Annotated in this window: 21 protein-coding genes and 1 tRNA gene; 14 read left to right on the top strand and 8 right to left on the bottom strand. The window is 31.2% G+C overall.

Translation table 11 applies throughout. From position 1 onward, the window contains the following. Nucleotides 1-105 precede the first annotated feature (105 nt). Both lpdA and LOS89_RS07690 read right to left on the bottom strand, forming a co-directional pair. Nucleotides 106-1,509, bottom strand: a complete 1,404-nt coding sequence (lpdA, locus tag LOS89_RS07685; RefSeq protein ID WP_231834701.1) for a dihydrolipoyl dehydrogenase — start codon at nt 1,507-1,509, stop codon at nt 106-108. 102 nt (nt 1,510-1,611) lie between these two features. Beyond that, on the bottom strand, nt 1,612-2,064 hold the full coding sequence (locus LOS89_RS07690) for an Lrp/AsnC family transcriptional regulator (protein ID WP_231834702.1): 453 nt from the start codon (nt 2,062-2,064) through the stop codon (nt 1,612-1,614). Nucleotides 2,065-2,248: 184 nt separating this feature from the next. On the opposite strand from LOS89_RS07690, the gene LOS89_RS07695 reads away from it, so the two are divergent. The 8 genes from LOS89_RS07695 (at nt 2,249) to LOS89_RS07730 (ending at nt 11,278) form a co-directional block, all read left to right on the top strand. Then, nucleotides 2,249-3,451, top strand: a complete 1,203-nt coding sequence (locus LOS89_RS07695; protein ID WP_231834703.1) for an aminotransferase class I/II-fold pyridoxal phosphate-dependent enzyme — start codon at nt 2,249-2,251, stop codon at nt 3,449-3,451. 113 nt (nt 3,452-3,564) lie between these two features. After that, a complete protein-coding gene (gene nhaC / locus LOS89_RS07700) occupies nt 3,565-5,022 on the top strand; it encodes a Na+/H+ antiporter NhaC (protein WP_231834704.1) in 1,458 nt (485 codons plus the stop codon). 136 nt (nt 5,023-5,158) lie between these two features. Further along, nucleotides 5,159-7,339 carry a catalase/peroxidase HPI gene (katG, locus tag LOS89_RS07705; protein WP_231834705.1) on the top strand — a complete coding sequence of 727 codons (2,181 nt, stop codon included), beginning with the start codon at nt 5,159-5,161 and terminating at the stop codon, nt 7,337-7,339. Nucleotides 7,340-7,550: 211 nt separating this feature from the next. Further along, nucleotides 7,551-8,186 (top strand): peroxiredoxin, encoded by a 636-nt coding sequence (locus LOS89_RS07710; protein ID WP_231834706.1) that lies wholly within the window; start codon nt 7,551-7,553, stop codon nt 8,184-8,186. Between the two features lie 81 nt (nt 8,187-8,267). Continuing rightward, nucleotides 8,268-8,576: a thioredoxin family protein gene (locus LOS89_RS07715; RefSeq protein ID WP_231834707.1), complete on the top strand. Its 309-nt coding sequence runs from the start codon at nt 8,268-8,270 to the stop codon at nt 8,574-8,576. A 2-nt stretch (nt 8,577-8,578) separates the two neighbouring features. Next, nucleotides 8,579-8,836, top strand: coding sequence for a DUF6952 family protein (locus LOS89_RS07720; RefSeq protein ID WP_231834708.1), 258 nt, complete (start codon nt 8,579-8,581; stop codon nt 8,834-8,836). 152 nt (nt 8,837-8,988) lie between these two features. Beyond that, nucleotides 8,989-10,734 carry a T9SS type A sorting domain-containing protein gene (locus tag LOS89_RS07725; RefSeq protein WP_231834709.1) on the top strand — a complete coding sequence of 582 codons (1,746 nt, stop codon included), beginning with the start codon at nt 8,989-8,991 and terminating at the stop codon, nt 10,732-10,734. A gap of 40 nt (nt 10,735-10,774) precedes the next feature. Then, nucleotides 10,775-11,278 carry a hypothetical protein gene (locus tag LOS89_RS07730; protein ID WP_231834710.1) on the top strand — a complete coding sequence of 168 codons (504 nt, stop codon included), beginning with the start codon at nt 10,775-10,777 and terminating at the stop codon, nt 11,276-11,278. Here LOS89_RS07730 and arsB read toward each other — a convergent pair. From arsB to rpsA, 6 genes are all read right to left on the bottom strand, one after another. Beyond that, nucleotides 11,271-12,302, bottom strand: coding sequence for an ACR3 family arsenite efflux transporter (gene arsB, locus LOS89_RS07735; protein ID WP_231834711.1), 1,032 nt, complete (start codon nt 12,300-12,302; stop codon nt 11,271-11,273). The two genes, LOS89_RS07730 and arsB, sit on opposite strands and share 8 nt — an antisense overlap. Nucleotides 12,303-12,308: 6 nt before the next feature. Beyond that, nucleotides 12,309-12,917, bottom strand: coding sequence for an arsenate-mycothiol transferase ArsC (locus LOS89_RS07740; RefSeq protein WP_231834712.1), 609 nt, complete (start codon nt 12,915-12,917; stop codon nt 12,309-12,311). Between the two features lies 1 nt (nt 12,918). Then, nucleotides 12,919-13,536, bottom strand: a complete 618-nt coding sequence (locus LOS89_RS07745; RefSeq protein WP_231834713.1) for a class I SAM-dependent methyltransferase — start codon at nt 13,534-13,536, stop codon at nt 12,919-12,921. A gap of 1 nt (nt 13,537) precedes the next feature. Beyond that, a complete protein-coding gene (locus LOS89_RS07750; RefSeq protein WP_231834714.1) occupies nt 13,538-14,014 on the bottom strand; it encodes a DUF6428 family protein in 477 nt (158 codons plus the stop codon). Between the two features lie 33 nt (nt 14,015-14,047). Then, nucleotides 14,048-14,371, bottom strand: a complete 324-nt coding sequence (locus LOS89_RS07755; protein WP_231834715.1) for an ArsR/SmtB family transcription factor — start codon at nt 14,369-14,371, stop codon at nt 14,048-14,050. A gap of 106 nt (nt 14,372-14,477) precedes the next feature. Beyond that, a complete protein-coding gene (gene rpsA, locus LOS89_RS07760; protein WP_231834716.1) occupies nt 14,478-16,241 on the bottom strand; it encodes a 30S ribosomal protein S1 in 1,764 nt (587 codons plus the stop codon). A gap of 245 nt (nt 16,242-16,486) precedes the next feature. Here rpsA and LOS89_RS07765 point away from each other — a divergent pair, with 245 nt between their 5' ends. The 6 genes from LOS89_RS07765 to LOS89_RS07790 all read left to right on the top strand — a co-directional run bounded on the left by LOS89_RS07765 (nt 16,487) and on the right by LOS89_RS07790 (nt 22,783). Further along, a complete protein-coding gene (locus LOS89_RS07765; protein ID WP_231834717.1) occupies nt 16,487-17,611 on the top strand; it encodes a TlpA disulfide reductase family protein in 1,125 nt (374 codons plus the stop codon). Nucleotides 17,612-17,775: 164 nt separating this feature from the next. Then, a tRNA-Tyr gene (locus LOS89_RS07770) sits at nt 17,776-17,857 on the top strand. A gap of 189 nt (nt 17,858-18,046) precedes the next feature. Then, nucleotides 18,047-19,090, top strand: a complete 1,044-nt coding sequence (gene xerA, locus LOS89_RS07775) for a site-specific tyrosine recombinase/integron integrase (RefSeq protein WP_231834718.1) — start codon at nt 18,047-18,049, stop codon at nt 19,088-19,090. Between the two features lie 247 nt (nt 19,091-19,337). Continuing rightward, nucleotides 19,338-19,487 (top strand): hypothetical protein, encoded by a 150-nt coding sequence (locus LOS89_RS07780; RefSeq protein WP_231834719.1) that lies wholly within the window; start codon nt 19,338-19,340, stop codon nt 19,485-19,487. Further along, nucleotides 19,471-19,962, top strand: coding sequence for a DUF6169 family protein (locus tag LOS89_RS07785; protein ID WP_231834720.1), 492 nt, complete (start codon nt 19,471-19,473; stop codon nt 19,960-19,962). Before LOS89_RS07780 ends, LOS89_RS07785 begins: the two co-directional genes overlap by 17 nt. Before the next feature lie 229 nt (nt 19,963-20,191). Then, a complete protein-coding gene (locus LOS89_RS07790; RefSeq protein ID WP_231834721.1) occupies nt 20,192-22,783 on the top strand; it encodes an N-6 DNA methylase in 2,592 nt (863 codons plus the stop codon). Nucleotides 22,784-22,915 lie beyond the last annotated feature (132 nt).

Raw genomic sequence — 22,915 nt, forward strand, 5'->3', positions numbered from 1 at the left:
AAGCTATTCACGGCTACTACAAATTTTAAAGTATAAAAAAAATCCCAAACTCAATTGAATTTGGGATTTTTATCCTTCGACAAGCTCAGGATGACAATTTATGTTTTACACGTGTAATGCTCTATTATCAGTAGCTGCTAAAGCGGCTTCTTTGATAGCTTCTGCAAACGTTGGATGTGCGTGAGACATTCTTGAAATATCTTCTGCACTTGCTCTAAATTCCATCGCTGTAACAGCTTCTGCGATTAAATCAGCACATCTTGCTCCAATCATGTGAACGCCTAAAACTTCATCTGTTTTTGCATCTGCTAAGATTTTTACAAATCCGTCAGTGTCTCCTCCTGCTCTAGCTCTTCCTAAAGCTTTGAATGGGAAACTTCCTGCTTTATAAGCTACACCTTCCGCTTTTAATTGCTCTTCTGTTTTTCCTACAGCAGCAACTTCTGGCCAAGTGTACACTACACCAGGAATTAAGTTATAATCGATATGTGGTTTTTGACCTGCTAAAATTTCAGCAACCATTACACCTTCTTCTTCCGCTTTGTGTGCTAACATGGCTCCACGAACTACATCACCAATGGCATAAATATTTGGAATATTAGTTTGTAAATGATCATTTACTTCGATTTGACCTCTTTCCGTAACTTTTACTCCTGCTTTTTCAGCGTTTAATCCATCAGTATACGGACGACGACCTACAGAAACTAAAGAATAATCACCTTCTAAAGTAATAACTTCTCCTTTAGCGTTTTCAGCCTTAACCGTTACTATATCTCCAGCTCTTTCTACCGATTGAACTTTGTGAGAAGTGTAGAACTTCATACCTTGTTTTTTCAATACTTTAGTTAATTCTTTAGATAAAGCAGCATCCATTCCTGGAATAATTCTGTCCATGAATTCTACTACAGAAACTTGCGCTCCTAAACGTAAATAAACTTGTCCTAATTCGATTCCGATAACGCCTCCTCCAATAATTACTAAATGTTTTGGAACTTCTTTTAATTTTAAAGCTTCAGTAGAAGTAATAATTCTTTCTTTATCTAATTTGATAAATGGCAAGCTTGATGGTTTTGAACCTGTAGCAATAATGATATTTTTAGATTCAATAACTTCAGATGAACCATCTTCTTTAGTGATTTTAACAGAAGTAGCACTTTCAAAAGAACCTACACCGTTAAAAACAGTAATGTTATTTTTATCCATTAAGAACTTTACACCTCCAGAAGTTTGATCTACTACTGCTTGTTTGCGAGCAATCATTTTTTCTAGATTTACTTTTACATCTCCAGAAACTTCAATTCCGTGATCTGCAAAGTGTTGTAATTCTTCATAATGGTGTGATGAAGCTAATAATGCTTTTGATGGAATACAACCTACGTTTAAACATGTTCCACCTAAAGTAGAATATTTTTCTATGATAGCTGTTTTGAAACCTAATTGGGCACAACGGATAGCCGAAACATATCCTCCAGGTCCTGAACCGATAATGGTTACATCAAATTGACTCATGATTTTATATAAAGTTTTTTATTTGACTTAAATTCGAATACAAAAGTAAGGCTTTTTGAATTATAAATTTAAAGTAATCTTGGTTATTTGTTATAGTTCTATTTATAGCGTATAAGCTGTAGTATTTTTAACTTCACCTATCATAAAAGAACTGTGCGTACTACCAATATGTTGTAAACCTGTAAGTTTAGTCACCATAAATTCACGATATTCGTCCATATCTTTCACATTAACTTTAAGAATGTAGTCATAATCACCACTTACGTGAAAACATTCCGACACCTCTTCTAGTTTTACAACTTCACTTTCAAAAATTGTAATAAAGTCTTTCGTGTGTTGATTTAATTTGATGTGACAAAATACGACAAATGATTTTTCAATTTTAGTACGGTCTAAGATGGCTACGTATTGTCTGATTACTTTTTCTCGTTCTAATTTTTTAATTCTTTCATAAACTGCTGTTACAGATAAATTCAGCAGTAACGATAGTTCTTTAGTAGTTTTTTTAGTGTCTTCCTGCAGAAAACCTAATAGTTTTTTGTCGATTGCGTCCATTGGTTGTTGTGTTGTTGTTGTTGTTTTGTTGTCAGCAAATGTAATTAAATTGATAAAAAAAGTGAAATTAAAACTACAACATAAAACAAAAATAGAATAAAAAACTATTTTATTCAAATACTATTGAATAATAATTTACATATTTATATTTTTGGATTAAAATAAACAACTAAACTTAAAAATAATGGAAAAATTTAATCCAGCTGATAGAATTCAAGATTTACAATATTTTGGTGAATTTGGAGGTGTTAATCCTTCAATATCTGATAGTTCAACTTATACATTTCTTTCAGCAAAAACAATGTTTGATACTTTTGAAGGGAATGCTGAAGGATGTTACTTATATTCTCGCCATTCTTCACCAAGTAACTTATATTTAGATAAAGCATTAGCTGCAATGGAAGGAACAGAATCTGCAAATGTTTCTGCTTCAGGAATGGGCGCTATTACTCCTACTCTATTACAATTATGTGGAAATGGAGACCACATTGTTTCTAGTAGAACTATTTATGGTGGAACGTATGCTTTTTTAAAGAACTTCGTTCCAAGAATGGGCATCAAAACTACATTTGTAGACATTACAAAATTAGATGTTGTTGAAGCAGCTATAACTCCAAATACTAAAGTTTTATATTGCGAAACTGTTAGTAATCCTTTATTAGAAGTTGCTGATATTGCTTCATTGGCTAAAATTGCTAAAAAACACAATATCAAATTAGTAGTTGACAATACTTTTTCTCCTTTATCAGTTGCTCCTGCAAAATTAGGTGCTGATATCGTTATCCATTCGTTAACGAAATACATCAACGGAAGTAGCGATACTGTAGGTGGCGTAACTTGTGCTTCGCAAGAATTCATCAATAGCTTAAAAAATGTAAATGATGGTGCTAGCATGCTTTTAGGCCCTACAATGGATAGTTTACGTTCGGCTTCAGTGATGAAAAACTTAAGAACATTACACATCAGAATGAAACAACACAGTTCTAATGCTATGTATTTGGCAAACAAATTTGAAGCTGACGGAATCAAAACGGTTTACCCAGGATTAAAAAGCCACCCAAGTCATGAAATCTATAAAACAATGATTAATCCTGAATACGGATTTGGTGGAATGATGACAATTGATGTTGGAAGTTTAGATAAAGCCAATGCCTTAATGGAATTAATGCAAGAAAGAAATTTAGGATACTTAGCGGTAAGTTTAGGTTTCTATAAAACATTATTTAGTGCACCAGGAACTTCAACTTCATCTGAAATTCCATTAGAAGAACAAGCTGAAATGGGATTAACAGATGGTTTAATTCGTTTTTCAATTGGTCTAGATAATGATATCGAAAGAACCTATCAAATGATGAAACAATGTATGGTTGAATTAGGAATTTTATAATTCAACAACACTTATATATTAATCCAGCTAATATTAATGGCTGGATTTTTATTTTAAACGAAACTTTGCGATAAAATTTCCTTTTTCTATATTGCAAGCTCAAACAAAACTAAATGGATACAAAAATCAATAAAAATAAAGAATTAAATATTTGGGAAGCCTTAATTCCTGTATTTGCATTAATTGGAATGTTAGCTTTTAATGTATATGTATTTGGAGATAGTGCCCTTGGCGGAAGTAATCAATTTGTATTATTATTAGGAGGTGCAGTTGCGGCTCTTATGGGATTCTTAAATAAAGTTTCTTATAAAAAAATGATTGATGAAGTAGCAGAAAATATTAAATCTACTGCTGGAGCTATTTTAATTTTATTAATGGTTGGTGCTTTAGCCGGAACTTGGCTTGTAAGTGGTATCATTCCTTCTATGATTTATTACGGATTGCAAATTTTGAGTCCAGCTATATTTTTACCAGCTACTTTAATAATTTGTTCTGTTATTTCGATTGCAACAGGTAGTTCTTGGACTACATCTGCAACTGTTGGTATTGCTTTAATTGGAATTGGAGGTGCTTTAGGTTTCGAATTAGGCATGGTTGCTGGAGCTGTAATTTCAGGTGCTTATTTTGGTGATAAATTATCCCCAATGTCAGATACTACCAATCTTGCTCCTGCAATGGCAGGTACCGATTTGTTTACGCATATTCGATACATGACAATTACAACAATTCCTTCCTACTTATTAACGTTAGTATTATTTATTATATTAGGATTATCTGTAGAAACAAACGGAGTTGCCAACACAGGGCAATTATTAACTGATATCAAACTTGCTTTTAATGTAAGCGGTTGGTTATTTTTAGTTCCTGTTATTGTAATCTTCTTAATTGTAAAGAAAACAGAACCATTAATTGCTCTTTTAGCCGGAACCATATTAGGAGCTATTTTTGCTTTAATCTTTCAACCTAATATCATTTTAATGCTTTCTGGTGCTCAAGAATTAAACTTCATAAGCGGATATAAAGGAATTATGAACGCCATCACAACTAAATCTATTATTCCAACTCAAAACCCAACATTAGTTGATTTGTTTACTTCTGGAGGAATGGAAAAAATGCTTGGCACTATTTGGTTGATTTTATGCGCTATGGTTTTTGGTGGAATTATGGATGCTATTGGTGCCTTATCAAGAATCAGTCAAGCCTTATTATCTATTGCTAAATCTACATTAGGATTATTTGCTTCAACTGTAGGAAGTTGTTTAGCGTTAAACATTACAGCTTCTGATCAATACTTAGCAATTGTAGTTCCAGGGAAAATGTTTGCAAAAGCTTATAAAGATAGAGGTTTAGCTCCCGAAAATTTAAGTAGAACATTAGAAGATTCCGGAACTGTTACTTCAGTATTAATTCCTTGGAATACTTGTGGCGCATATCAAGCTGGAACATTAGGCGTAAGCACTTTTGATTATTTACCTTATGCCTTCTTTAATATCATAAGTCCACTAATGACTTTGGTTTTTGCAGCGTTTAATATCAAAATACGACAATTAGTTTCTGATATAAAAGAATAGATAGGTATAAGTAAAATCTATACAAAAATAAAATTTAACCATGACTTAACTATAGTTATGGTTATTTTTTTTGTAAATTAGCTAATGTAAAAATCTAGAAAACAAACATTTAGAATATAAGCAAAAATCAATTAATATGGAAAACACAAACGACATTAGCAAATGCCCATTTCATCAAAATCAAAAAGGATTAAGTGATGGGGTAAAAAATTATGATTGGTGGCCAAAAGCATTAAATCTTGATATTTTACATCAACACGATACAAAAACAAATCCTTTAGGTAATCATTTTAATTATGCTGAAGAATTTAAAAAACTTGATTTAGAAGCTCTTAAATCAGATTTAAAAAAATTAATGACTGAAAGTCAAGATTGGTGGCCAGCCGATTGGGGACACTATGGTGGTTTATTCATCAGAATGGCGTGGCATTCAGCAGGAACTTATAGAATATCAGATGGTCGTGGAGGTTCTGGAACAGGAAATTTAAGATTCGCTCCATTAAATAGTTGGCCAGATAACGGAAACTTAGATAAAGCACGTAGATTACTTTGGCCTATCAAGAAAAAATACGGAAATAAAATTTCTTGGGCCGATTTAATGATATTAGCAGGAAATATGGCGTATGAATCTATGGGATTAAAAACCTTTGGTTTTGCTGGTGGTCGTGAAGATATTTGGCATCCAGAAAAAGACATTTATTGGGGAGCTGAAAAAGAATGGTTAGCTAAATCAGGAAGCGAAGGAACTCGTTATTCTGGAGAAAGAGATTTAGAAAATCCGCTAGCTGCTGTTATGATGGGATTAATTTATGTAAATCCTGAAGGTGTTGATGGTCAACCTGACCCACTAAAAACGGCACATGATGTTCGTGTTACATTCAAACGAATGGCAATGAACGATGAAGAAACAGTTGCATTAACTGCTGGAGGACATACTGTTGGTAAAGCACATGGAAATGGTGATGCTTCAAAATTAGGTCCTGAACCAGAAGCTGGAGCTATCGAAAATCAAGGTTTTGGTTGGATAAATCCAAATGGTGGTGGTGCAAACGCTGTTACAAGTGGTTTAGAAGGTTCATGGACAACACATCCAACACGTTGGGATAACGAATATTTCAATCTATTATTAAGCTATGATTGGGAATTAAAGAAAAGTCCTGCTGGTGCTTGGCAATGGGAACCAATCAATATTAAAGATGAAGATAAACCAATAGATGCTCATAATCCATCTGTAAAAAGAAATCCAATTATGACAGATGCCGATATGGCAATGAAAATGGATCCTGCTTACAGAGAAATTTCAGAACGTTTTCATAAAGATCCTGCTTATTTCTCTGAAGTATTTGCTAGAGCTTGGTTCAAATTAACCCATCGTGATTTAGGTCCAAGAGATCGCTATTTAGGAGCCGATGCACCAAAAGAAGATTTAATTTGGCAAGATCCAATACCTGCAGTAGATTATACTTTATCAGATGCTGAAATTGAAGATTTAAAAGCAAAATTATTAAACTCAGGACTTACAAGAACCGATTTAATTAATACCGCTTGGGATAGTGCAAGAACATTTAGAGGTTCTGACTTTAGAGGTGGTGCAAATGGAGCACGCATAAGATTAGCTCCACAAAAAGATTGGGTTGCTAACGAACCTGAAAGATTACAAAGAGTTTTAAATAAATTGGTTGAAATTCAAGCTGATTTATCTAAAAAAGTTAGTATTGCTGATTTAATTGTTTTAGGAGGAAGTGCCGCTATTGAACAAGCTGCAAAAGATGGCGGATTTAATGTTAAAGTTCCTTTTAGTTCAGGAAGAGGCGATGCTTCACAAGAAATGACAGATGATGAATCATTTGAAGTATTAGAACCAACTAACGACGCTTTTAGAAATTTCATGAAAGCTAAATATATAGTTGAACCTGAAGAATTAATGCTTGATAAAGCACAACTTTTAGGATTAACTGCGGCTGAAATGACAGTTCTAGTTGGAGGAATGCGCGTTTTAGGAACTAATTTCAACGGAACTAAACATGGTGTTTTCACTGATAAAGAAGGCGTTTTAACCAATGATTTCTTTGTTAATCTAACGGATATGAACTACAGTTGGAAACCAGCCGGAGATAACTTATACAACATTGTAAATAGAAAAACCGGAGCTACAAAATGGACTACAACTCGTGTAGATTTGATTTTTGGTTCTAATTCTGTATTAAGATCGTATGCTGAGGTGTATGCACAAGACGATAATAAAGAAAAATTTGTTCAAGACTTCGTTAATACTTGGACAAAAGTTATGAATGCAGATCGTTTTGATTTAAAATAAATTTTAAACAACTTTTATAACAAAAACCATCTTTTTTAAGATGGTTTTTTATTTATTATTTACTCAAAATCAAATCATTACACTTTGCTTAAAATTGCAATAGCTTTTGTCTATTTTAATATTTAAAAATATAATAAATATCATGTTTTTGTACTAATTCTATTTGTAATTTCGCAATCAGAAAATATTAGTAACATTTAAACATAAAATCATGGCAGTAGTAGGGAAAAAATTTCCAAACATTACAGTAGATGCAATCTCTTTTATGGGAGATAATTTAAGAATTAACGTTTTAGAAGAAGCTGTAAACAACAAGAAAAAAGTAGTTTTATTTTGGTATCCAAAAGATTTTACTTTCGTTTGTCCAACAGAATTACACGCTTTTCAAGCTGCTTTACAAGAATTTGAAAAAAGAAACACTATGGTAATTGGTGCTTCTTGTGATACTAACGAAGTTCACTTTGCTTGGTTAAACACTGCAAAAGACAACGGTGGAATTGAAGGTGTAACTTATCCTTTATTAGCAGATACTACTCGTAATTTAGCTGCAGCTTTAGATATTTTAGATGCTGAGTGGGTTTATGACGAAAACTTAAACGATGAAATTTTAGAAGGATCTAATGTAACTTTTAGAGCTACTTATTTAATTGACGAAGAAGGAAAAGTTTTCCACGAAAGTGTTAACGATATGCCATTAGGAAGAAACGTAAATGAGTATTTAAGATTAATCGACGCTTATACTCACGTTCAAACTAAAGGAGAAGTTTGTCCAGCTAACTGGGAAGAAGGTAAAGAAGCTATGACTGCAGATAGAAAATCTACAGCTGCTTATTTAGCATCTAACTAAAATAATATGTCAATAATCAATGTGTCAATCTGAAAATAATTGGCACATTGACATATTGTCTAATTGAAAATTAAAAAAATTATGTTTTCAGAAATAGAACAAGATAATTTACAAGAAATTGTTGCTTCAAACGAAACTGTAGTAGTGCAATTTTCGGCTTCATGGTGTGGAAATTGCCGTATTATGAAACCAAAGTTCAAAGTAATGGCATCTCAAAACGAATCGATTCCTTTTGTAATCGTAGATGCAGAGAAATTTCCAGAATCAAGAAAATTAGCAAAAGTAGATAACTTACCTACATTTGCTACTTTTAAAAATGGTGTTTTAGTAAATCAAACGCAAACTAATAAAGCAGATGTTTTAGCTGAATTAGTAAACGAAGTAATTTAATTATGAAGTTACCAGTAATTAAACAGTTAACGCAATTTATCGAAGATAACGACCAAGATTATATTGTTGAAACTATTGAAGTTTTAGAAAATCTTTGCGAAGTTCCTTCTTTAAAAGATGAAGAATTAGATGTTATTGCAGAATTAATCTCTAATATGTATGGTGCACTAGAAGTAAACCAATCAATTAAATCTGGAGTAGATAAGAAAACAGCACTAAATGATTTCATGAAACGTGTTGTGGGTTCTATCGACAAATAAACAATTAAAGTGAAAAATATTTAAAAGCTCTATGATGTTCTCATAGAGCTTTTTTCATGAAATTACATATATCATAAAAAAATATATGCATACATAGTAATTTCACAAAAAATTTATATATTGCATATTATTATCACAAAAAAATAATGTGTATGAATAAAACTACCTTAATTGCATCTATTGCATTTTTATTTATTTCATCGATAGGTTTTTCTCAAAACCAAAGAATAGAGTTCAAACCTCGATCTGCAGAATTTGAATTTTACGAATACAGAAATGATAGTATCATTCCATTAAAAACTCCTGTTGCGAATACCACCAATAGAGTTTTTGAAAGTAAGTTACCCTACCCTATTATATTCATTCACGGATTAAATTCAAGTTCAGAAACTTGGAACACTTCAACCGATTATTATGATACACAATACGGTTTCACTTTTGGTGGTCGTTTTGATTTTTGCCTAAATGCAGATAACAATAACACAACAACCAACAAAAACTTTTACCCTACAGCTGGCGCTGATATAGCAGCTTTTGAATCGCTTGTACAAAATGGGGATTACTTTTATGTCAATTTTAATGTTAATCCTAATGGGGCCGTTGGTACAACGGTTTTAAGTAACCAATCGGCTATTGCAAAACAAGGAGCAGCTGTACGAGTTGCCGTTCAACGTGTTATGGAAGTTACCGGAAAGAATAAGGTAATTTTAGTTGGTCATAGTATGGGAGGATTGGCTTCAAGAGAATACATTCAAAATTCATACAATTGGCAAGCGGATAACCAACACCATGTTGCCAAATTATTAACTTTAGGTACACCTCACGGAGGAAGTAATGCAAGTGATAATGTATTGGCTTTTATGACAGGAACCGATGTTAGTTCAGAAGCTATTCGCGATTTAAAAACAACCTATTATTATAGTGGTGAACCTGGACATTTCTTATTTGGTGGTTTAGAAGCTCAAAACAGCACTAGTATGAATGACAATTCGTATTCACCAGATTTTTATAATTCGGACATCAATTGCAACGGAATTACAGGCGAAACGATTCAAGGTTTAAACCAAAAATCAATTGATAATTTAATCGATTTTTCTTGTGTAATTGGAAGAATTACAAATGCTTTTGGAAGTAATATTACTACTGACGGTGTTGTTCCAGAACCATCTTCTAATATGAATACGTATTTAACCGGATTAACTTATCCAGCCAAATTATTTTATTTTAATTCAGGTTATGATATTATTGAAAACCATACTGAATTGCCTGGATATCCTTACCAAATGATGCAAGGTTTAGACGAGCCAAATTTTAAAGAATTGGCTTATGTTATTAATACAAACAAAAACTACATTGGATATACAACGATTCAAAACCCAACAGGTGCTGATAATGATTATTTCAGATTTACAGTTGCTGACAATGTAAATGCTGTAGTAAATGTAAGTAGCATTGTAACTTCTTCAATGAATGGAACTATTTTAAATGCTGCTGGAGTTGCTGTTGGTGCATCACAAAACAACAGTGGTAATACTTTAAGTTTTACAAGAGTTCTTGCTCCTGGCGATTATTTCTTAAAATTAACGAGTACTAACCCTACAAATACTAATTACCAAACGCCTTATCAATTTAACATCACAACTACATTAAGTGTTGATGATACTGATTTAGAATCTTTTGTTTTTTATCCAAACCCTGTTAAAGATATTTTACACTTGGATAATTTAAGCATTACGAAAGCTTCAATTTATAGTATTCTTGGTCAATTAATTGAAACGAAGACTTTTGAAAATACAACTTCAAACATTTTAGATGTTAGTAATTTAGAAAGTGGTATTTATTTAATTGAATTAGAAAACGATTCCCAACAAAAAACAATAAAAATTATTAAAGAATAAAACTAAAAAACGCTCTTAATAGAGCGTTTTTAATTATAAAATGAAAAAATACCATTCTCAAAATTCGCTAGAAATATTTCTACCTTTTTTATTGTTATTAATATTGATAGTAGTATTAAAAATTATCTACGTAAAATATAACTTATTCGTATTTGTTTCAAGCCTTCTTTTTTCTTTAGCTGTTCTTATTTATACAATTATTAAAACAAGAGCAAGTATTTTTGACATTTATTTTTTTGATGATAAAATCGAAATCAAATATCTCTACATCAATAAAATAGAAACATTAAAATATTCAGACATATCTGAATATCATTTCATTAGAACTAACAAAAGTAAAACTGATCACATAAAATATGCTTCTGGAAAGAAATCATTTACTTCTGTTGAAAATAATAATACTATAGAATATATAAAATGGTTAAAAGAGAAAAATCCCAATATCAAAATAGTTATTTCTCCTACTGATTCTACATTAGAATATGAATATCAGAAAGAATTTGGTTCCAAATTCAGAAAATTCCGCAAAGATTCTCTTAATTAAAATATTTCTTTCTTAACCAGAAAGCTACATTTACTAAAATTATTAAAGCTGGAACTTCCACTAAAGGTCCAATTACACCCGCAAATGCTTGTCCGCTATTGATTCCAAAAACACCAATTGAAACAGCAATTGCTAGTTCAAAATTATTTCCAGATGCAGTAAATGATAATGCCGTTGCATCTCGGTAATCTGCACCGATTTTTTTTGCCACAAAAAACATCAAGAAAAACATTATTCCGAAGAAAATTACTAATGGAATCGCAATTCGTATAACATCCATTGGCAAATCAACAATCATTTCTCCTTTTAAACTGAACATAATTACTATGGTAAAAAGCAATGCAATTAGCGTAATTGGTGAAACAAAAGGAATAAATTTTTGATTGAAAAACTTATCTCCTAAATACTTTTTTATTGTAAATCGGCTTACTACAGCCAATGCAAACGGAATTCCTAAATAGATTCCAACTGTTTTAGCTATTTCACTAATAGTAATATCTAATTCCAAACCTTTGATTCCAAATAAAGGAAGCATCACATGCAAATAAAAATAAGCGTATAAACTGAAGAAAAATACTTGAAGTAAGCTGTTAATCCCAATTAAACCTGCTGTTAATTCACGATTCCCTTCTGCAAGTTCGTTCCAAACAATTACCATGGCAATACATGGTGCAATTCCAATGATAATTAAACCTGTCATGTATTCTGGATAGTCTTTTAAAAAGAAAGTTGCCAATAAAAACATTAAAAAAGGACCAACAATCCACGTAATAAAAAGTGAAGCCGATTGTAACTTTGGCTTTTTAAACATTTGAGGGACTTTAGAAAAATCAATTTTTGTTAATGGTGGATACATCATCAAAATCAATCCTAAAGCCAACGGAACAATAGTAGTTCCTGATGAAAAAGAATTGATAAAATTAGCTGAATTGGGAATGAAATAACCAATTCCAACACCAAGTAACATTGCTAAAAAAATCCAAATCGTTAAATAACGGTCTAAAAATCCTAATCTTTTTTTCATTTCTAATTATTTGATTTGAGAAAATACATAATACATTTCACTCGCAATTTGTAAACTGCGTTCTGCGTATTTAGCATCCATTAAATCAGTTCCATCAAATGCTTTTGGATCATCATATTTGATAGGAAATCTTGCTTCTGCACCGAAAACCATCGGACAACCTTCGTCAGCATTATTGCATGTCATAATAGCGCCAAAATTAGTTTTCGGATTAAAATCATCGAAATAAGCTTTTGAAAAACATACAATTGGTTGCTGATTTTCATCAAATTTTACTGCGTAAACGGGATTTTGTTCGTTACTAAGTTTTTGAATTAGAAAACCTTGATTAACTAAGGTTTCACCAACTTTTGGAAACATGGCAGTAGCTTCTGTTCCACCAGAAAAACAAAAAACGTTTTTAATTCCGAACTGAAATGCCATGGTTTGCGCCCAAATTTGGGATAAATGACTACGACGTGAATTGTGAGTACAAATAAAGTTCAAACGAATTTCTTCTTGATTAGCAACTTTACTTTGAATATAATCCACCAAAGGATTCAGGACTTCTTTACGTTCTTCCGAAACTGATAAATTAGCCAAACTCGCTATTGCTTGTTTCAAATTAGAATACATATTATTTTTTTATATAGTGAGCGAAAATAAAATTTTGAATGGTGTCAAAAGGTGTTTCGTGGTCTTCGGTAAAACAATTTTCTAATTCGAAATCTTCTTCAAGAATAGTTTCAAGCTTCTCAACAGAATATTGTGTAATATCCAAACCACTACATTTTTTTGGTCCATCTTCAGAAAAAGTTCCCAAAATAAAATGTCCGCCAGAATTTAAAGCGTTTACAACATTAGTTTTATACTTTTGAACATCATTTACATACGTAATAAAATGAAAAGAAGCTCTATCGTGCCAAACATCAAATTTTACATCTGATCGAAAATTCAAACTATCTGAATTGATAAAATTTACTTGTTTTGCTTTATCACCTAATCGGTTTTTGGCACGCGCTAATGCAGCTTCTGAAATATCTAAAAGATATAAATTGGTATAACCCAAATCTAGTAGAGAATCTATCAAATAACTATCGCCGCCGCCAATATCAATAATTGCAGCATTTTTAGCCACTTTACAAGCTTGAATTAATTGAATAGAGGTTTGTGGTTGTTTTTGGTACCAACTCACTTCATTTTCAGCCTTTGTAGTAAAAACTGTTTCCCAATGTTGTTTTTTAGTATTTCCCATATTAACAACAACCTGAATCTGGTGAGCAACAAGAAGTTTCTTTTGGCTTCCACTCGCCTATTTTTACTTTTGGTTTCTCAGTTGGAATTCCACATTTATCTTTTGCCAAACAATCCGTTACTTTTGTAGTTAATAAAAAATTAGTTCCGTCAAAATCCAAATTAAATTTACCAATAGTAGTTGCCATTTGATATTCTACTTCGATTTCAGCCTCTGGCAACCCTAATGTTTTCTCTGAAAGTTCGATAATATGAAGTAATTTTTCAGGATGCAAACGATGACCATAATCATTAGCCTCCCAAAGTTGAAAATTAACCACTTCTTCTGTTCTTACAGTTCCACCACAATCGATAAAATGTTTACTCACTTTTCCTACTTCAGTTACATGAAAGTGATTAGGAACTAATTCGCCATTTGGCAATTGAAAAGCTATAGCTGATAACTTTTTTAATTCTGATTTTATCTCTGAAAGTTTCATTTTTTTAAATAATTAGTGATTAGTAAAAATTAATTAGCAACACTTATTTTTAAGCTGTTTATTTATAGAACCGAAATACTTTTCGATAATTTCAATAGTAGTTGGATTGATACAATAGCAAATAGCTGTTCCATCAATACTTCCTTTTATGATATTAGCATTTTTAAGCTCTTTTAAATGTTGAGAAACAGTAGGTTGAGCCAAAGGCAACACTTCCACAATATCACCACAAATACAACTATCAACCGAAAGTAAATACTCTACAATAGCAACGCGTGCTGGATGTGATAACGCCTTAAATAAGTTTGCCATCTCATTGTGCTCTATTGAAAAAGAATCTGATTTTGATGCTCCCATAATTTTATTGAATTATTATATTGCAATATTACGATAAACAAATTAAACGACAATAAAAAAATCCCGAAATTTCTTCCGGGATTTTAAATATTTAGAAAATTAGAGATTATTTACCTCCTTTTTCCATTTTAGCTTTTAATTCAGCAAGAATATCGTTGTTATCACCTAAAGTCGATGTTTGAGCTGGAGCTGAAGTGTTTTCTGCTACAGTTTTAACGTTTTTCTCTTCTTCTTCTCTGAAGATAGCTGTATGAGAAGCTACTACTCTTTTGAATTCTTTATTGAACTCAATAACTTTAAAGTCAGCAGTATCTCCTTTTTTCAATTTTTTACCGTCTTCTTTTTCTAAGTGACGTGTAGGAATGAAAGCAACGATATCGTCACCAAATTCTACAGTAGCTCCTTTGTCAACGATTTCAGCGATAGTTCCGTTGTGAACAGTTCCAACAGCGAATGCATCTTCGTATTTATCCCAAGGATTAGCAGTAGTTTGTTTGTGACCTAAAGATAATTTACGACCTTCAACGTCTAATTCTAAAACAACTACGTCTAATTTATCACCTACATTTACAAATTCAGATGGGTGTTTGATTTTCTTAGTCCAAGACAAATCAGAGATATATACTAAACCGTCGATACCTTCTTCTAACTCTACGAAAATTCCGAAGTTAGTAAAGTTTCTAACGATTCCAGTGTGTTTAGAACCTACTGGGTATTTAGCAGTGATATCCGTCCATGGATCTTGTGTCATTTGTTTGATACCTAAAGACATTTTTCTTTCATCTCTATCAAGAGTTAAGATAACTGCCTCTACCTCATCACCAATTTTCATGAAATCTTGAGCTGATCTTAAGTGAGTAGACCAAGACATTTCAGAAACGTGGATTAAACCTTCAACACCTTCAGCAACTTCGATGAAAGCACCGTAATCAGCTAAAACAACAACTTTACCTTTTACTTTATCACCAACTTTTAATTCAGCTCCTAAAGCATCCCATGGATGAGCGTGTAATTGTTTTAAACCTAATTGAATTCTTGTTTTCTCATCATCGAAATCAAGGATTACAACGTTTAATTTTTGGTCTAACTCAAGAACTTCAGATGGGTGGTTGATTCTTGACCAAGATAAGTCAGTGATGTGGATTAATCCATCTACACCTCCTAAGTCAATAAATACACCGTAAGAAGTAATGTTTTTAACAACACCTTCTAATACTTGTCCTTTTTCTAATTGACCAATAATTTCTTTTTTCTGTACTTCGATATCAGCTTCGATAAGCGCTTTGTGAGATACAACTACATTTTTGAATTCGTGGTTAATTTTAACTACTTTGAATTCCATAGTTTTGTTCACATATTGATCGTAATCACGGATTGGTTTTACATCAATTTGAGAACCTGGTAAGAATGCTTCGATTCCGAATACGTCAACGATCATACCACCTTTAGTTCTACATTTTACGAAACCATTAACGATTTCTCCTGTTTCGTTAGCAGCGATAACTCTATCCCAAGCTTTGATAGTTCTAGCTTTTCTGTGAGATAATACCAATTGACCTGTTTTATCTTCGCGAACGTCGATTAAAACTTCAACTTTATCACCAACTTTTAAGTTAGGATTGTAGCGGAATTCGTTTAAAGAAATAACACCTTCAGATTTAGCGTTGATATCAACGATAGCATCTCTATCAGTAATTCTTACAACAACTCCTTCTACTACTTCTTCTTCTCCAGTTGAGATGAAAGTTTTAGTTACTAGATCTTCAAATTCTTGTAAGTTTTTCTCGTCTACTTGGTCAATACCTTCTGCATAGTTATGCCAGTTAAAATTCGCTAAAAACTCTTCTTGTGTTTTGTTAATTTCAGACATGCTGATTAAAAATTTGTATGCCGTGCTTCTTGCGTTTCATAAAGCGAATAGAAAACAACAGCAGTGTTTTACATAAATGATTGATACCTAATGGAAACGCTATCCGCCAAAAGGTGCGCAAAATTACAACTATATTTTTGATTTACAAAACTTTGTAATGAGGTTTTTTACCTTAATTGTAACATTTATTTATGTTTTGTAAATGAGTTATTTTAAATACATTTGCCAAAATTTAAACAATTAAAATGAAAAAAATAGTATTTATCATTACAACTGCACTATTTGCGATCGCTTGTAATAATTTAAAAGATAATGAATTTTTAATTTCTGGTAAAGCAGAGGGTGTTGAAAACGGAAAAAAAGTATTTATCGAAGTACAAACTGAAACTGGTTCTTTAGCTAAAGATACCGCTGTTGTAAAAGATGGAAAATTTGAATTAAAAGGAATTACCGACGGTATTGATATAGGATTTGTACGTATTGAAAATGAAGAAATAAATCTACCTATCATCTTAGAAGAAGGCAAAATTGAGATTAATATTGTTAAAGATTCTATCCATAAATCTACTTTAGGCGGAACTCCTAATAATGAAAAATTTAATACTTTTAATTTGGAGACAAAAGCTATCTCTAAAAAAGTTGCAAAATTTGAAAAAGATAATGGCCCAGCTATGCAAAAAGCTCAAATGAGCAAAGACACGGTTACCATCAACCGTTTAATGAAAGAACACAAGAAATTTCAAGAAGAAATGAACGTGTATTCTAAAAACTTCATTAAAGATAATCCAGATGCTTTCTTATCTGTTTTATTATTAGAAAACTTTTTAATGAGACAATATTTAACTCCAGAAGAAGTAAAAACTTATTTCGCTGGTTTGGATAAAAAAGTAACTGAAACTAAAAGCGGTAAAAAAATTAAAACTGCATTAGATGCAATGTTTGCTATTGTAATAGGAAAACCTGCCCCTGATTTTTCTGCTCCTTCTCCAGAAGGAAAAAGAATTTCTTTAAAAGAATCTTTAGGAAAAGTTACTATTATCGATTTCTGGGCTTCATGGTGCGGACCTTGTAGAGCTGAAAATCCTAATGTAGTAGCATTATATAATGAATTTCACGCACAAGGATTAAACATTATTGGGGTATCTTTAGATAAAGATGCAGCAAAATGGAAAGAGGCAATTGCAAAAGATGGTTTAACTTGGGCTCACGTATCAAATCTTAAATTTTGGGAAGATCCAATTGCAAAACAATATAATGTACAGTCTATTCCTGCAACTTTCATCCTAGATGCAAAAGGAGTTATCGTAGCAAAAGACCTAAGAGGCGACGAATTAAAAGCTAAAGTAAAAGAATTATTAGGTGTAAAATAACATTTAAAATCCTTAACATAAAAAAATCTCCATATGGAGATTTTTTTATGTTTTTCATTTACAGAAGGTTATAAAATAGTAGTGAAAATAGTCCAAAATATCTTTGTAAGTATAAAAAACAATTCTATATTTGCAACCGCTTAGACAAATAAGCAAGATGGCTTGGGGAGATACTCAAGCGGCCAACGAGGGCGGACTGTAAATCCGCTGATTACATCTTCGCAGGTTCGAATCCTGCTCTCCCCACAAAAGCACTTCAATCGAGGTGCTTTTTTTGTTTCTCATATTTTCAAATTATACAGATAGCATACACTATCCATACACTATCCATACTGTATCTATACAGTATCCATATAGCATCTATATAGTATTTCCTATTTAATTGAGAATTAATTACGTGATTTTTTTATATTTGTTCCATACAAGCCATTAATTATGAATTGGAAAGCCAAAACTTTACTACACAAAGGAACACCTAGAATTGCTGTTTATTTTGAAAAAAACACGGAATTAATTGCGCGCATTAAAACTTTTGAAGATGCAAGGTGGAGTCCAAATAACAAATACTGGCATTTACCCGATACAGAAGCTAATAGATTGCATTTTAAACTTCCATTAGCCCATACTTTAGTTCCAAATGCTGAAGGAATTGCAAGCATTGAAACATTCAAACGCTATCTTTTATCAAAGCGCTACAGCCCAAATACGATTAACACGTATAGCGAAGCTTTGAAATCGTTTTTAACTTTTTGCAACACAAAAGCCGTAAAGGACATTACTAACGAAGATGTGATTTTATACAACAATGATTATATTTTAAAGCATAATTTATCTTCTTCGTATCAAAATCAGATTGTAAATGCTATTAAACTGTATTTTAAGATTGTAAAAGACACTGCAATTGAAATTGACAAAATACATCGACCAAAACGAGAAAAAGTATTACCTAATGTTTTGAGTAAAGAAGAGGTGAAAGCAATTATTTCTGCTCCTACAAACCAAAAACACAAAACAATGTTAAGTTTAATTTATTCTTGTGGGCTAAGATGTGGTGAGTTATTAGCACTTCAACCTCATCATATTGATTCTAAAAGAAATATAGTTTTACTGAAAAATTCAAAAGGGAAAAAGGACAGAATTGTTCCGTTAAGCCCTAAAATATTAGAACTATTAAGAGACTATTATAAAGTTTACAAACCAAAGACTTTTTTATTTGAGGGGCAAAAAGAAGGAACTCCTTATGATGCAAGAAGTTTACAGCTTATATTAAAACAAGCCTTAAAAAAAACCGGTATCACAAAACCTGCTACATTACATTGGTTGAGGCATAGCTATGCTACTCATTTACTTGAAAGTGGAACTGATTTACGTTATATTCAGGAACTTTTAGGCCACAACAGTAGCAAAACCACTGAAATTTACACCCATGTAAGTACAAAAAGTATACAACAAATTAAAAGTCCATTTGATGATTTGTAAGAAAAATTTAATACATTTGATTTAACTAAAAAAGCGAAACAAAACTTCGTTTATCTACCCATAAATGGCTGTATATACGAAACTTTATATCGCATATATACAAGTTAGCGGTGATTTTACATGTAACGAAGAATGAATAAAATCTAGCCTTCCCATAATAAGATAAATCTATTATTTTTAATAATAAAATAGAAACAAACGATTGAATTTTTGTTATATTTTAAAAATAGTAAACTAGTTTTGCTATATGAATAATAAAGCCGTAAATAAAGAAGCAATAATGAAATCTGTAGCCAAAATGGTTTCAGACAAAGCTTTGGTTCGTTCATTCTTGAAAGGCAATACTCCTATTGAAAAATTAACTCAAAAAGGAATCAAGTTTGCCAAACCAATATAACTATACTTACAACGAGGCGACAAGCACTTATAACTTTACAACTAAAAACGATATTGAATATAAAATTGTTTTTATCGTTGATGAGTCACTTGACATTGCCTCTGAAGTTCATATTGAAAATATTTATCAAATTATTATTGAAAAAATAACTGATAAAATTGAACCTTTTGATGCTTTGGTGTCAAAAACTATTGAAAACATAATAACTGCTTTCTTTGCAAATGTACAAAATTCTCTAATTTATATTTGTTCAGAAAATGATGATAAAGCAGAAACTCGATTCAATGTTTTCGATAGATGGTACAAAAACAGTACTTTAGAATCCGTGACCAAAGTGGATAATATTATAAACTGTGAAGCTGAAGGTAATGTTTACACAATTTACACATCGTTATTATACCACAATGAAAATCCAAATATTGAGTATGTGATGACAGCATACCAAAAAATCGAAAATATTCTAAACGACAAATAAAAACCACCGCTAACAAGGGTTTTATGAAATTGGGGTTTTAGGCAAAAATTAAAGGTAATTTTATATATTTGACTTCAGTCCTAATGGAATGGTTTGGGAATAAAAATCCCCAACTTCATAAAGCCCCGGGACGTTACCTGCAAGCTTAAAACGAACCGCTAAAAAAGAAGAACGTTCTTCAATATTCAGAATTAATTTTGTAGATTTGCAAAAATATAAATTATTTCTTATGAGCGAAGAGTTATTACAAAGAGATTTACAAAAAAATCCTGAAAAAATCGGAAAATGGGATTTTTATAATATTGGTGCTACTTCAATCAAGAATCTAAAAGAATACGGAATCATAAGAAACGTTGATTATGGAAGCGAAGAAAAGAAAAAAGTTGATGCGTTAATTGTACAAAAGAAAAACGTAATTGCAGTAATTGAGTATAAAAAACCTTCTGAATTTAAAACAGAAATACAAAAACAGAAAGCAATTGAGCAAGAATTAGAAGTTGCAAGAAAGCTTGATGCTCATATAATTATCGCTACTGATACTAAAGATACTATTTGGGTAAATGTTCTAACAGGAAATAAAATAAAAGATGAAAAAGGAAATTTTATTAAAGAACATTTTGACCCAAAAGACGAAAAATTACCAGAATTAATTGAAAAAATTAAATATTCTATAAATGAATTAAGCGACCAAATTAAACCAAAAGAATTAGTTAATCCAACTGATTTAGCTAAGCAAATTTGGCAAGACATTTGGTCTGTTAGTGGAGCAACACCTGAAAATTGCTTATATACTTTTGTAGAATTATTTATTTTTAAATACTTGAGTGATTTGGGAGTTTTGCAAGGTATCTTCAACTTCAATACTTTATATTCAAGCTACGATGGAAATACAGAAGATGAAGTTTTAGAAACTTATGCAACAACTATTCGTCCAAAAATTAAAACGCTATTTCCTGAAAATCCGATAGACAAAACAACAATTATTAATGGAACTATATTTGTAAGTAAAGACCAAAAAGCTGTTCAAGGATATAGCACAGTTTTTAAAAAAGTTCTAAAAAAGTTTAAAGATTATGGAAAACTTGAACATATTGATTATGACTTTAAAAGTCAACTTTTTGAAAGTTTTTTAAAAGAAAGTATAAGCAAAAAAAATTGGGGTCAATTTTTCACACCTATAAAAGTTGTAAGAGCTGTTGTTGAAATGGCTAAAGATGATATTAAAGTTGGAACTAAAATTTGCGACCCAGCTTGTGGTGTTGGAAAATTCCTTTTAGAACCAATTATTACCAAACTTGACCAATTTTATGAAGTTAAAAAAGGTAAGCTAATTCCAAAAATAACAATACACGGTTACGACAAAGGATTTGATAAAGACGAACAAAAAACAATCATATTGGCTAAAGCCAATATGCTTATTTATTTTTCAGATTTATTAAAAGACAATCCAACTATTACTACTGAATTTGCCAAACTATTTAATGAAAGTTTTATTTTAAAAACTAATTCTATTTTAGGAACACTTTCTGAACCAGTTGAAAATGAATATGATTTAATTGTAACTAATCCGCCATATGTAACAAGTGGAAGTAGTAATTTAAAAGATGAAATAAAAAAAGATGGCGACCTTGTAAATTATTACAAAATCAATGCTATTGGTGTGGAAGGTTTATTTATGGAATGGATTGTTAAAGCTTTAAAGCCAAATGGGAAAGCATTTATTATTGTTCCTGACGGTATTTTTAATCGTCAAAATGATAAAAATTTAAGACAATTTTTACTTGACGAATGCTTAATTGATGGTATTATTTCTTTACCAATTAAAACATTTTTTACAACACCAAAAAGAACATACATACTTTGTTTAACAAAAAAAGCAGATAAAAAACAAATCCAAACTGACCCAGTTTTTACTTATTTTGTAAGTGAAATGGGAGAAAGCAGAGATGTATATAGATTTGATATTGACCAAGATGATTTGAATGAAGCAATAACATTATATTCATTTTTTAAAGGAAATAAACAAAGTTTTAGTAAAATAAATACAGATATTCGTTGTAAGATTCAGCCAATTGAACTTTTTAAACCTGAAAATCATTGGTGCGTAGAAAGATGGTGGTCAACAGAAGAAAAAGAGGTTTTAGGTATTAAAGATGAAAATCTTAAACTAAAAATTGATGAATTTCCAACTTTATTAGACGAAGTTTCAAATAGCATTATTTCTATTAAAGCTGAAGTTGAAGAATTGGCAAATGATGCAAATAAACCTAAATTTATAAAACTTGCTATAAAAGATATTTTTGATTTAAAAATCAAAACCAACAATAGTAAATTCACTAAAACATATATTGATAAAAATAAAGGAACAATTCCAGTTTATTCAGCTTCTAAATTTCCTGAAAACGTTGATTATGGTTATGTAAAAGACAAATTAGAAGGTGTAAAATATTTTGAAGACTGTTTGACTTGGAATATTGATGGTTCGATAGGGAAAGTATATTTACGTCAGGGTAGATTTTCATTGTCTGAAAAAGTAATTCCTTTAATTCTTCAAAAAAAGTATAAGGATAATTTAGATTTGCTGTTTTTGAAATATGCAATTGAAATGGAATTTAGCAAACATTACTTTGGTTTTGACAACAAAGCAGGTAAAGGTAAAATTCAAGAAATTGAAATATCAATTCCAACTGACAAAAAAGGTAAATTTGACTTAACTTTACAAAAACAATTAGCAGAAAAATTTAAACGAATAGAAGATATAAAGAAAAGCATTTCTGACGAATTAGAAAAAATATCAAGTACAGAAATTGACTTTGAATAAAAAGCCAGCAGGTAACAGCAGTTTGGCAAAATGGCGGGTTCAGTGCTAAATTGAACATATGTTTTCAAATGAACATTAGTACTAAATTGAAAGTAAGTGCTTCAACATCCGCCACTTCGCCAAGCTGCAAAA

Source organism: Flavobacterium channae (genome assembly GCF_021172165.1).
GTDB classification, from domain to species: domain Bacteria; phylum Bacteroidota; class Bacteroidia; order Flavobacteriales; family Flavobacteriaceae; genus Flavobacterium; species Flavobacterium channae.

What these genes read in the sequence shown, in the direction of transcription:
- LOS89_RS07750 (WP_231834714.1), bottom strand. Translation starts at nt 14,014, where the DNA reads ATGAAACTTTCAGAGATAAAATCAGAATTAAAAAAGTTATCAGCTATA.
- LOS89_RS07710 (WP_231834706.1), top strand. Translation starts at nt 7,551, where the DNA reads ATGGCAGTAGTAGGGAAAAAATTTCCAAACATTACAGTAGATGCAATC.
- LOS89_RS07740 (WP_231834712.1), bottom strand. Translation starts at nt 12,917, where the DNA reads ATGTATTCTAATTTGAAACAAGCAATAGCGAGTTTGGCTAATTTATCA.
- LOS89_RS07745 (WP_231834713.1), bottom strand. Translation starts at nt 13,536, where the DNA reads ATGGGAAATACTAAAAAACAACATTGGGAAACAGTTTTTACTACAAAG.
- lpdA (WP_231834701.1), bottom strand. Translation starts at nt 1,509, where the DNA reads ATGAGTCAATTTGATGTAACCATTATCGGTTCAGGACCTGGAGGATAT.
- LOS89_RS07695 (WP_231834703.1), top strand. Translation starts at nt 2,249, where the DNA reads ATGGAAAAATTTAATCCAGCTGATAGAATTCAAGATTTACAATATTTT.
- xerA (WP_231834718.1), top strand. Translation starts at nt 18,047, where the DNA reads ATGAATTGGAAAGCCAAAACTTTACTACACAAAGGAACACCTAGAATT.
- LOS89_RS07720 (WP_231834708.1), top strand. Translation starts at nt 8,579, where the DNA reads ATGAAGTTACCAGTAATTAAACAGTTAACGCAATTTATCGAAGATAAC.
- nhaC (WP_231834704.1), top strand. Translation starts at nt 3,565, where the DNA reads ATGGATACAAAAATCAATAAAAATAAAGAATTAAATATTTGGGAAGCC.
- LOS89_RS07690 (WP_231834702.1), bottom strand. Translation starts at nt 2,064, where the DNA reads ATGGACGCAATCGACAAAAAACTATTAGGTTTTCTGCAGGAAGACACT.
- LOS89_RS07755 (WP_231834715.1), bottom strand. Translation starts at nt 14,371, where the DNA reads ATGGGAGCATCAAAATCAGATTCTTTTTCAATAGAGCACAATGAGATG.
- LOS89_RS07780 (WP_231834719.1), top strand. Translation starts at nt 19,338, where the DNA reads ATGAATAATAAAGCCGTAAATAAAGAAGCAATAATGAAATCTGTAGCC.
- rpsA (WP_231834716.1), bottom strand. Translation starts at nt 16,241, where the DNA reads ATGTCTGAAATTAACAAAACACAAGAAGAGTTTTTAGCGAATTTTAAC.
- LOS89_RS07730 (WP_231834710.1), top strand. Translation starts at nt 10,775, where the DNA reads ATGAAAAAATACCATTCTCAAAATTCGCTAGAAATATTTCTACCTTTT.
- LOS89_RS07765 (WP_231834717.1), top strand. Translation starts at nt 16,487, where the DNA reads ATGAAAAAAATAGTATTTATCATTACAACTGCACTATTTGCGATCGCT.
- LOS89_RS07790 (WP_231834721.1), top strand. Translation starts at nt 20,192, where the DNA reads ATGAGCGAAGAGTTATTACAAAGAGATTTACAAAAAAATCCTGAAAAA.
- LOS89_RS07715 (WP_231834707.1), top strand. Translation starts at nt 8,268, where the DNA reads ATGTTTTCAGAAATAGAACAAGATAATTTACAAGAAATTGTTGCTTCA.
- LOS89_RS07725 (WP_231834709.1), top strand. Translation starts at nt 8,989, where the DNA reads ATGAATAAAACTACCTTAATTGCATCTATTGCATTTTTATTTATTTCA.
- arsB (WP_231834711.1), bottom strand. Translation starts at nt 12,302, where the DNA reads ATGAAAAAAAGATTAGGATTTTTAGACCGTTATTTAACGATTTGGATT.
- katG (WP_231834705.1), top strand. Translation starts at nt 5,159, where the DNA reads ATGGAAAACACAAACGACATTAGCAAATGCCCATTTCATCAAAATCAA.